At 57.0% G+C, this 9,932-nt stretch carries 13 protein-coding genes and 1 pseudogene; 12 read left to right on the forward strand and 2 right to left on the reverse strand.

Annotated elements, in window-relative coordinates; genetic code table 11:
• Positions 1 to 87 precede the first annotated feature (87 nt).
• The 7 genes from Q4Q11_RS19235 (at position 88) to Q4Q11_RS19265 (ending at position 6,368) form a co-directional block, all read left to right on the forward strand.
• Positions 88 to 354, forward strand: a complete 267-nt coding sequence (locus Q4Q11_RS19235; protein ID WP_498570511.1) for a hypothetical protein — start codon at positions 88 to 90, stop codon at positions 352 to 354.
• Positions 354 to 1,085, forward strand: coding sequence for a hypothetical protein (locus Q4Q11_RS19240; protein WP_498570512.1), 732 nt, complete (start codon positions 354 to 356; stop codon positions 1,083 to 1,085). Before Q4Q11_RS19235 ends, Q4Q11_RS19240 begins: the two co-directional genes overlap by 1 nt.
• Complete coding sequence (locus tag Q4Q11_RS19245) at positions 1,078 to 1,311, forward strand: hypothetical protein (protein WP_498570513.1); 234 nt, start codon at positions 1,078 to 1,080, stop codon at positions 1,309 to 1,311. Before Q4Q11_RS19240 ends, Q4Q11_RS19245 begins: the two co-directional genes overlap by 8 nt.
• Before the next feature lie 589 nt (positions 1,312 to 1,900).
• Positions 1,901 to 2,140: a hypothetical protein gene (locus Q4Q11_RS19250; RefSeq protein ID WP_498570514.1), complete on the forward strand. Its 240-nt coding sequence runs from the start codon at positions 1,901 to 1,903 to the stop codon at positions 2,138 to 2,140.
• Positions 2,141 to 2,367: 227 nt separating this feature from the next.
• Positions 2,368 to 3,582 (forward strand): phage major capsid protein, encoded by a 1,215-nt coding sequence (locus Q4Q11_RS19255; protein ID WP_498570515.1) that lies wholly within the window; start codon positions 2,368 to 2,370, stop codon positions 3,580 to 3,582.
• Between the two features lie 150 nt (positions 3,583 to 3,732).
• Positions 3,733 to 3,951 carry a hypothetical protein gene (locus Q4Q11_RS19260; protein ID WP_498570516.1) on the forward strand — a complete coding sequence of 73 codons (219 nt, stop codon included), beginning with the start codon at positions 3,733 to 3,735 and terminating at the stop codon, positions 3,949 to 3,951.
• The gene (locus Q4Q11_RS19265) at positions 3,951 to 6,368 is read left to right on the forward strand and encodes a tape measure protein (RefSeq protein WP_498570517.1); all 2,418 of its coding nucleotides are present in this window, start codon (positions 3,951 to 3,953) and stop codon (positions 6,366 to 6,368) included. Before Q4Q11_RS19260 ends, Q4Q11_RS19265 begins: the two co-directional genes overlap by 1 nt.
• A 685-nt stretch (positions 6,369 to 7,053) precedes the next feature.
• On the opposite strand, the gene Q4Q11_RS19270 is transcribed toward Q4Q11_RS19265, so the two are convergent.
• Positions 7,054 to 7,641 (reverse strand): hypothetical protein, encoded by a 588-nt coding sequence (locus tag Q4Q11_RS19270; RefSeq protein ID WP_498570518.1) that lies wholly within the window; start codon positions 7,639 to 7,641, stop codon positions 7,054 to 7,056.
• Between the two features lie 8 nt (positions 7,642 to 7,649).
• Entirely contained in the window at positions 7,650 to 8,153 is a 504-nt protein-coding gene (locus Q4Q11_RS19275; RefSeq protein WP_498570519.1) for an Arc family DNA-binding protein, read from the reverse strand.
• A gap of 109 nt (positions 8,154 to 8,262) precedes the next feature.
• Here Q4Q11_RS19275 and Q4Q11_RS19280 point away from each other — a divergent pair, with 109 nt between their 5' ends.
• The 5 genes and pseudogenes from Q4Q11_RS19280 to Q4Q11_RS19300 form a co-directional block, all read left to right on the forward strand.
• Positions 8,263 to 8,445: an Arc family DNA-binding protein gene (locus Q4Q11_RS19280; RefSeq protein WP_498570520.1), complete on the forward strand. Its 183-nt coding sequence runs from the start codon at positions 8,263 to 8,265 to the stop codon at positions 8,443 to 8,445.
• 43 nt (positions 8,446 to 8,488) lie between these two features.
• Positions 8,489 to 8,734: a hypothetical protein gene (locus tag Q4Q11_RS19285; RefSeq protein WP_498570521.1), complete on the forward strand. Its 246-nt coding sequence runs from the start codon at positions 8,489 to 8,491 to the stop codon at positions 8,732 to 8,734.
• Positions 8,734 to 9,423 carry a hypothetical protein gene (locus Q4Q11_RS19290; RefSeq protein WP_498570522.1) on the forward strand — a complete coding sequence of 230 codons (690 nt, stop codon included), beginning with the start codon at positions 8,734 to 8,736 and terminating at the stop codon, positions 9,421 to 9,423. The genes Q4Q11_RS19285 and Q4Q11_RS19290 overlap by 1 nt, the downstream gene beginning before the upstream one ends.
• Positions 9,420 to 9,689 (forward strand): helix-turn-helix transcriptional regulator, encoded by a 270-nt coding sequence (locus Q4Q11_RS19295; RefSeq protein ID WP_498570523.1) that lies wholly within the window; start codon positions 9,420 to 9,422, stop codon positions 9,687 to 9,689. The genes Q4Q11_RS19290 and Q4Q11_RS19295 overlap by 4 nt, the downstream gene beginning before the upstream one ends.
• Positions 9,689 to 9,932: pseudogene (locus Q4Q11_RS19300) on the forward strand (integrase); the annotation flags it as partial. The gene Q4Q11_RS19295 and the pseudogene Q4Q11_RS19300, both read left to right, overlap by 1 nt.

Here is a 9,932-nt window from a genome sequence, read left to right on the forward strand (position 1 = left end):
CGGCAACTACTGATCGGCGCACAAAACGGCTCATCAAAGCGCGGCTATTTTTGCCGGATATATCGGACTGAAATTTATTCCTGGAAAATGGTGGGCGATGAGAACCCACCAGAGCCTAGTAAAGTCAATATTTTAACCGAAAATGAGACACCTAAAAAAGTTGAGTGTTTTCAGTCTTCGGTAAATTCAGGTGTCTCAACAATAGACGAAGCTGCGCGCTGGCTTGTCCTCAACAGGGCAAGCATTATAGGCGCAGTCATTCCCGCTCTCAAAGCGAAGTTCGGGCTCAGCAATATTGATGCGATTGAGACGACAAAACGCGCTCACGCTTTCCAGTATGGGGAGCGTCCGTGATGTCGGAATTCAAGGTATCCGCCGCTCTGCTTCGCACCTTGCCGCGCCTGATGTCGCGCGCCGATCCGATCCGCGATCAACGCTTCGAAAGCGGCGCCGGCACGAAGGCGGCGACTGAAGCCTATCGGCGTCAAAGTGCGTCCATCGCTGCCGGCCGCGTCGTTAAGCAGAGTGCGAGACGTAAGCCGTCGCCTGAGGAACGCGACAAAGCCATCGAGCGCCGCCGCACGTGGGCGGGTGGCGGCAACATGCCCAAGGACGTTCGCGCCTGCTACAGCGAGGCGGAACGGGCCGCGCTGTCGGTCATTGCGGAACAGTGCAAGCGGCGCGGCTTCTGTGATCTGTGCCTCGATGAGATCGCACGCCTCGCTGGCGTTGGCCGCACCTCCGTCCAGAACGCTATCCGCAAAGCCCGCTCGAAAGAGCGCGGGCATATCAGTGTCCGCGAGCGCCGCCCGCAACGCGGCCTGATGAGCGACACCAACATCATCAGGATCATCGGGAAGACCTGGCTTGGATGGATTGAACGCGCGCTCACCTTCAGGCGTAAGGGTGGGTTCAAACGTCTGAACGCTTCAGAGACTGAAGATAAAATCTCTCTCTCTCTTTATGCCGCACCGATGAAAATGGCTTTGGAAGGGAGTGGAGGCGCAGCCTCTGGAACCATATTCCACCAGCCTCGCCAAGCCTCGCACTCACCGCATAGCTTCGGAGGTGTAAGCCGTGGATGACTTCAGCGAAGCGGACGAAACCTCAACTGATCCGAATGTTGCGGACGATGGCAAGAGGCCGACGCTGAAAGCGATGCGACTTCTGGAGCGTCACCTGAAGCAACATGGCATGACGCGCAACCAAGCAAAGACGTTGGTGAGGTGGTTTGCTGGGTCGCAGTCGATCACCGCCGCTGCGATACGAGATCGTATTCAGGCAAATCTCCCCGAGAAGAAGCCGCGGTGAAGCCAAGGAGGCGGGGGGTGGCAAAAGTTTGGAAGCATCGCCCGGCTAGACCCGCGCCCCCCTCATTCGCGGATTTTTTATTTTGGAGCCGAGTTTTTTGCCGGCTTGACCATCTCATTTACAGACTTGGCGGCGATTTCACTCGCTAAGCTATTGTTTAGAAACGCATTTATTGCGGGAAGCCCGTCGAAAATGGCGAAAAATAGCGAATTAATTACCGTCGACATTTTCGGCCAACTGATTGCCGATGACGTGATTTCCGAAGGTGCCGGCCGAGAGGTTGTTTCGCTCGCATGCGCTGAATGCGGCTCATCTTTCGAGACTGTGCGGCACGTTGGCCGTCCGCATTCGTTCTGCTCGGACGCTTGCCGCATTCGTCACGCCAAGACTCAGCGGAAGGCGTTCATGGGTGGCGAGGTTCAGCCGGAACGCTGCGCAGCGTGTGGCGGCGAAATACCGCCTCGCGTCGGCCGCCACGGGAGGTTTCGGCGGTTTTGCTCACCTCGCTGCCAGAAGAGGGGGCTTCCTGGGGTTACAGGCCAAATCGATCTCTTGAGTTTCATCAACCCACAGAAAGGATAAATCCGACATGACACCAGAAAATGCGACCATCGACGAAGAGCGCCGCCGCAAGTCAAAGGCAGTCGCGCGTGCTGTCGCCCGCCTCGCTGACAATCTCGGATATGAGGCTGAAATTGTGTTCGAGGGTGCTATCAGAGGCGCAAGCGCCGTGCTCATCGCGAGCGGCATTGCACCGGCCGATGTCTCCCGCCTGTTGATTAACTCGGGTCGCCTGATCGAGACTCTTGACCAGGACAACGAGTCGTGACAGCCTCGCGTTGTTTCGTCCTCTGCCTTCAATCGGCAGGTCAAAGCGACAACTTGCACGCCAGGCGCTGCAAGGCTGGGCTGTCAGAGGAACGATCGCTCGCACGCCAGGCGCTGCGAGGACAGGTACGCCGGGCGCTGCCTCTGTTTGATTTCCCTAAAAACAACCGCTCGACGGGCAATGACGCCGTATGCGTGCGCCTGATCGACTTTCCTACGGAGACCGCCATGTCGGTACTTACTCGTATGCCGCGCGCTGTTATCGGCCGTGTGAATGCCAATACTCCCGATCCGGGCCGCATTGTCGCGGCGCTGCAGACCGGCTTCGAAGACTTCAAACGCGTCCACAATGAGCGGACGGATAATTTCCAGAAGGCTGTCGATGAGATCAACGGCAAGATCGCCGGCCTTGTCTTCAACGGCTCTGGCCTCAACAATGGCGCTCCGGTAGATCCGGAATATACCGGCGTCTTTTCCTCATGGTTCCGCTATGGCGACGAAGACGAGACGCTGAAAGCGTCCAATCGGACCGGTATGCGCCAGCAGATCCATGCGGCCATGAGCGCCGGCTCCGCTTCTGACGGCGGCTACCTCGCGCCAGTCGAATGGGATCGTAAGATCCTCCAAACGCTCGCCACGGTAAGCCCGATGCGCCGCCTCGCCACGGTTGTTCCGACCGGCGTTCGCGGCTACTCCACGGTTTGGAACCTTGGCGGATGGGGATCTGGCTGGGTTGGCGAAACAGCAGCTCGCGCGCAAACGTCCACGCCGACCATAGCTCCTCTCACTTTCATGGCCGGCGAGATCTACGCAAATCCAGCCATTACTGCGAACCTCCTCGATGACGCCGATTTCGATATGGCGGCATGGCTGGCGTTGCAGTTGGCCGACGAGTTCGCCAAGCAGGAAGGCCCGGCCTTCATTGCAGGAGACGGCGTCAATAAGCCGAATGGCCTTCTGACCTATGCAACTGGCGGATCGGCGGCGGCTCTTCATCCCGGCGGCCCAATCGAGGTCGTCAACAGCGGTGCAGCGGCGACAGTGACGCCGGACGGCCTGATCGATTTCGTCTACAAGCTTTCGGCCCCGTACCGTCAGGGCGCAAGCTGGCTGATGGCTTCCACGACGGCGGCCGCCATCAGAAAGCTGAAGGATGGTCAGGATAACTATCTCTGGGAGCCGAACTACACGAAAGACGGCACGGATACGCTTCTCGGCTATCCTGTCGAGATCGACGAGAACATGCCGACGATTGCCGCTGGCAATATTCCGATCGCGTTCGGCAACTTCAAGCGCGGCTATATCGTCAACGATCGTCAAGGCACGCGCATCCTGCGCGATCCGTACACCAACAAGCCGTACGTCAACTTCTATACCACAAAGCGCGTTGGTGGCGGTCTGCAGGATCCGAACGCCTTCAAGCTTCTGAAGATCAGCGCATAACGAGCTTCGGGGCGCGCTCCAGAGGCCGTAGCCCGGCCGAAAACGGTAGCCATCTCCCCGCGCCCTGATGTGCTTCAGGGGTCAAGGTGGCAGGCAAGACGGCATCCGCACGCCCGGTGCGGATGCCGCACCATCATCAGGAGCAAGGCAATGGCTGATAAGCAATCAAATCACCCCGACGAATTCGACGATGCGACGTGTGGTTTTCACGCCAGCGCAATCGAATTGATCGAGGAAGGGGCTGACCCGATCGTCGTCGCCGATGCCTTGATCACGCAGGCAATGGCGGTTTGGGCGGCCAAAACAGGCCGTTTCAAAAACGCCGAAGCCTTCCTCAGACAATGGGCCATCTTAAGGGACGCGCACTAATGGCAACGCAGGATCTGGAAAAGCTCGTCGTGCAGCTCTCTGCCGACTTCAGGAAATTCGAAAACTCGCTCAATCGCCAGACGAACCAGGCCAATAAGCAGTTTCGGGCGATCGAAAAGCGCGCCATCGAGATGAACAAGAACCTTGAGAATTCGTTTTCTACCCTGGGAGTGAACGTCGCCAAGGCATTCGCGCTCATCGGTGGCGCGAAGGGCCTTCAGGAGTTGTCCGACTCCGCGATTAGGATCGAGAACGCGTTGAAGGTTGCCGGTCTTTCCGGCGATGCTCTCACGAAAACGCTTGATCAGCTTTATGCCGTCGCATTGAAGAACCACGTTCCCATCGAGGCCATAGCGCAGCTTTATAGCCGCGTCGCTCTTCAGCAGAAGGAACTTGGCGTTTCCAGCCAGCAACTGGTCGGCTTCACCGATCTTGTCGGCAAGGCACTGCGCATTACTGGTGTCGACGCGGAGCAGGCGGCCGGCCCAATGCTTCAGCTCAGCCAGGCGCTCGGTAGCGGCACGGTTCATGCTGAAGAATTCCAGTCAGTCATCGAAGGGATGCCGGCGCTCGCACAGGCCGCCGCCAAAGGTATCAAGCAGGCGAATGGTTCGGTTGCCGAGCTGAAAAACCTCGTCAACAACGGCAAGATTTCCAGCCGGGCCTTGTTCGATGGCATTGTTGCTGGCGCGTCCGACATGGAAACCAAATTGAAAGGCACGCAGACGACGATCGGGCAGGCGTTTGGCGATTTGCGTACGTCGCTCACGCGCGCCGTTGACAACTTCAATAAGGCTTCCGGCGCCGGCAACGCCGCGATCGACGTCATCGAGAAGGCGGTGATCCGGATAAACGAGCTGAATTTCAACCAGCTCGCCCAAAACATAAAGGATGTCATCACCTGGCTCGACAATCTCGGCAAGGCCTATGACAAACTTCTTTCCGGCGCCTCGGAAAGCGGCGGCTCGTTCTATGACAAGCTGCAGAGCCTGAGCAAATCCATCAATGGCGGTAAGCCGCTGATCGATACCACTGGGACGGCATTTACCAACCAGCCCATTGACGTAAATCAGCTTGGAAGGGAATACGACGAACGCCAGAAACATGCCGATGGCGAACGCCTGAAGGCGCTGCAGGAGCAGCTCGACGCCGCACAGGAATTGCAGAAGGCAATGGGCCTGCCGCTCAACAATGACGCCAATCTGGAAACCATCCGGCAGATCGACGAGCTGCGTGACAAGACGAACGCGGCCAAGGATGCCGTTGTGTCGATGAAGGAGGCCGCAAAGGCGGCCGGCGGGGTGCAGGGGCCTCCGGATCTTCGCAAGTTTCAGAAGAAGGAAGGCTTCAAGGACGAACTTCCGCCCAGCCTGCCGATCGACATAAACGACCAGAAATACGCGACGACGGGCACCAAGACGCCGAAAGACAAGTCTGGCGGCGCAGATGCCAAGGCCTATGATCGCGAAACGCGCCAGGTTAGAGAGCGAACGGCTGTCCTCAACGCGCAGACCGAAGCTCAGTCGAAACTCAATCCCTATGTCAACGATTACGGCTATGCGGCCGAGAAGGCCGCGACGGCGCAAGAGCTGCTGTCGGCGGCCCAGCGCACCGGCAATGCAGCCGGCAAGGAGCTGACCGATGTCAACCAGCTGTTGAGCGGTGATTTCTCGAAGCTGACGCCGGCCGCCCGTGCGCAGGCGGAAGCCATGCTGGCGCTGGCAGAAGCCAATGGTTATGCGACGCAGAAGAGCAACCAGCTCAATGATTCGCAGGATAAGCTGCGGCAGAAGATGGAGGATTGGCGCGCCACCAGTAAGGATGCATCGGAAGGCTTCATCAAGGATCTGATTGACGGCAAATCGGCCGTCGAGGCATTGGGCGGCGCGCTCGAAAAGCTTGGCGACAAGCTGCTCGACAGCGCCTTTGATAGCCTGTTTGGCACGTCGGGCACCAATAACTGGTTTTCGAAACTCTGGTCATCGATCGGCCTGAAGGATGGCGGTCCCGTCAAGCTGGCGGGCGGTGGTTCTGTTCGCGGTCCCGGCGGCCCGCGTGATGACAAGATCCCAGCCATGCTTTCGGATGGTGAGTACGTCGTCAATGCGGCCGCCACGAAAAAGAACCGGGTGCTTCTCGAAGCCATCAACAGCGGCCGCGTTTTACGCCGTGCTGATGGTGGCATAGTTTCGGCACCGACCCTTCCGAACCCGTCGCGTATCGCTTCCGCTGCCTCGGCCCAGGCGGGGCCATCCTTCACCTATGCGCCCGTCATCGATGCACGCGGTGCTGATGCGGCGGCGGTCGCGAGAATCGAGCAGGCGCAGATCCGTGCCAATCAGGATTTCGAGGCTCGGACCATTAAGGCGATCCGAAACGCCAACAGCCGTGGCGTGAAAATGGGGAAGTTTCGCTGACGGTGCTAGCTCACGTAAGTCGCCAAGTTGGAGACATTGGTCAGCGCGCGACAAGTTGGCGCTTGCTGCGCGGGTGCGTAAGTTGCCCACCTGGCGAATTGCTCCATCGCGAGACAAAATAAAACCCGCTAGGCTCGCGATTTCCTAGCGGGTGGTTTGTTGTTTCAACTTAAAACTATTAAACGCCTAAATCGGCTATTTCTGGGTTAGTGGTTCATCATAAGTAAAATATATCCCACGATGATAAGCAAATGTGCAATCTGAGTCGTCAAATCATAAGTACTTCCTTTCTACCTGCGCGATCGCTGTGTCTTCGACCGCTGTGTAATCTTGCCGACTCACCAGCCAGCAGTGAGATGCTTATAAATATAAATGACGCCTAATTCAAGGAAATACTGTTCTATGGATAAAAATTAATGCTTTGTAGAGGGTGATCTATTTGGGGCGCTGATAGATCCCAGCAGGGGGACCCGATGCCGCCTGCCTATTTCGTTTCCTTTGTGCGCAGCTCGCTACAACCTGGCGCTTGCTGGCAAACCCGTTCCCATCCGGAACGCCTTTCAAGTTGCCAAGTTGGCGACCTGCGGGTTTGCCAGAAGTCAGATCAGGACGACATCTTGTCGCTCTGAAATGGAGCGGACTCAGCAAATTTGCCGACCCCATCGCCCTCCTGTTTTTTCACAAATCAGGGATCTTTGAAGGCAGCCTTTACTTCCTTCTTGACCCTCTTCATGTCCCGCCTTTTGGCCCAATGATAGCGGCCGAATGTGTCGCTGAAACCGACCCTCCAGATTTTCGAATCGGCAATCGTCTCATTCTTGAGCTGCAGGAATGCGGTGTGCCTATCACCAACATCAATACGATTTGGCAATCCGCCGCTGAATGGGCCGATCGAGTGATTTGCCTGTTGTGGATAATTGTGGAGGGGGTGGAAAACCACATCCGCCTCCTTCCATGGCTGGAAGCGCTTCTTATGACCAACAGCCAAATGAATGACGACCGGCCCAGGTCCATGATTCCATGCCGTCAGCGCCAGGATCTCTTCGGTACTTGAATATGAAACACCCTCCGCGTTTGCGTTCTGAACACCTGCAATGGCGCTGAGTGTGAAGAAGACGCGGACCTTCGGCTTCGGATAGATGAACTTGGACCATACATTCCAGACAAAAGCGGAGATCGCGACGACGAGGGAGCAGAGGCTCAGGATCAAGGCCCAATCCGCCGTCGTCAGGCCGGGTGTTTGAGCCACTTGCGCAGCGCCGTTCGCTAGCATGGAAATCCCTATTTCTTGGGGTGACGCTTCGGATTATCGAAATCTACCGTCCCGTCCTCGTGGCCGGTGAGGGAAAGTTGGACCCATTTTTCCCCAGCCGCCTCGACTTCTGTCCTGGCCCAGACTTTTTCCGTGCCGAGAACGCGAGGTGGGGGCACCTTGCCTTCTTCGACCAGCCGATCCAACGCCGCCGGAGTAATCCCCAACACAGCAGCCGCAGCTGCATGACTAAGGCCGATGGGCTTGATCGTCTCGACCTCGACGGATGCTCCCTGCTGAATTTCTTTGCGAAGGTTCGCTATCTCTTTCCGCTGCGTGAAAAGCATCTGGGTGATTTCGTCGATATCAACGCCGCTGTTCTGCAGGGCAAAATTCAGCAGCTCAATGATCTGAGCATTCATCGACCGCCCATTTTCAGCCGCAAGGCGCTTGATCTCGTCGCGCATGCCTTCGGGAAAGCGAACAATGTACTGATCGAGCTTGTCGCTCGGGAAGCGCTTCTTTTCAGCCATGACCCACCTACACTGTGATATCTCGATTTGCGATATTTTTTGGCTTGACGCAATGATCTCGACTTGAGATAAATTCCTATATCGAGTCGCGATATAGGAGTGCCAGCCGATGAAAAGTGAAGAGAGTCGTAGAAATCAAGATCAATACATTGTCCGCTTCCCGGAGGGCATGCGGGCGCGCATCAAGGATGCGGCAGAAAAGAACTGCCGTTCGATGAATGCAGAAATTCTATTCCAGTTAACCCGCGCCTACACGCGCGACGAAACGCAAAAAGCCGACGCTACGGCCTGAGAAACCAGCGTCGGCTTTTTCGTGTGCATAGGAAAGGTATCAAATGCAGACGGATCATAAACTAGAAAACGTCAGTCCCGCAAGCCTTGTATCCGGCAGATACGGCAAAAGACCAATCGACGACATCAATTTTGCGGTTGATATGCTTCGCACCGTGCATCTTGCTCTGCGTGCTCGCGACTTTCACGATGAAATTGAGATTGAGGCCGTCAGCGATGTCACATCATGCGCAATCGACGTCCTTAACAAAGCTATGATGGCATTGAGTAACTGCGGGGAGGGCCGGTGATGTCAAACACCCTCTCTCGTCGCACCTTCCTTCAATTCGCCGCCGGCTCCGCCGCAACTTTTCCGGCCGCAGCGATCGCGGGGGAGGGCGGGAAAACCGCCCGCCTTTCCCCGCAGGAGGCGGAACTTTCCAATCTCATCAGTCAGCACGCCTCGTTGCGTGATCGCCTTGAGGTGCTGGGTGAGATTATCGAGACGTTGGTGCTTCGCCCGGACAGACCTGAAGGAACGATCACGCTCGCCGGCGTGGTGACCAGGAATGCGGATTATCCTCCCCCAAGTTTGGAATTCGAGCGCCACGCTCAATCAGACTTAGACAAGTTCTTCCGCAGGCGCCTTTCCGAACTTGAAGGATTGCCTTTCGGTCTGGCGTTGTCGCAGCGGATCAAGGAAGATTGGCTGAGGGCAAGTGAGCTGCTTTCGCAGCGCCGGATTGCTGCGCAGCAGTGGAATGAAGAAAGCGGGCTTCGCGAGGCCGATGAAGAATATATCCGCCTTCTGGACGATCGTGATTCGCTTGAGGCGCGTATTTCCGAGATGCCATGTGCCTCCGCTCGCATGGTTATGATGAAGGCATCCTACGCCGTTGGCTGGGCAGACGAGCGCTGCGCTGATGCGGACGAGTTCGAGGGTCGATATCTGGCCTCAATTCTCAAATCCATGCTCCCGCTGATGGAGGCGCAGGAATGAAAGGCGCGGCCGGCACCACACTCCGCTCTCTCTCGCTGCCTCGTTTCGCCTTGCGGCGGGACGAAGCTGCCGCATCGTTGGCAATTTCACCTTCGCTATTCGACAATTGGGTGCATGACGGTCTGATGCCGCAAGGCCGGAAGATCGGTGGCGTTATGCTGTGGGATACCGAGTTGATTCGTGCTGCTTGGCAGGCGCTGAATGAGTTCGATGCAGCGCGCGCAAAAGACGACGGTGAAAACCCGTTCGACAATTTGGTGGCATGATGAAGACGGAACTTCGCCACCTGGTGCATGATCCCGACAAGCGCGGGAACGATCGCTACTATGTCCGGATCAAGGGACGCCCGAAGATCCGCATCCGTGAGACCTTCAAGGATGCGAGCGGCAACATCACCCGAGAATTCATGGCGGCCTATTGGGCCGCCATGACGGTGTTGAAGTCTGAGGAAGCGCCCAAAAAGCCGGAGCTGCCGCGCGAGGAAACATTCAACTGGCTTTTCGACCAGT

Source organism: Rhizobium sp. UFLA01-1127 (assembly GCF_059803845.1).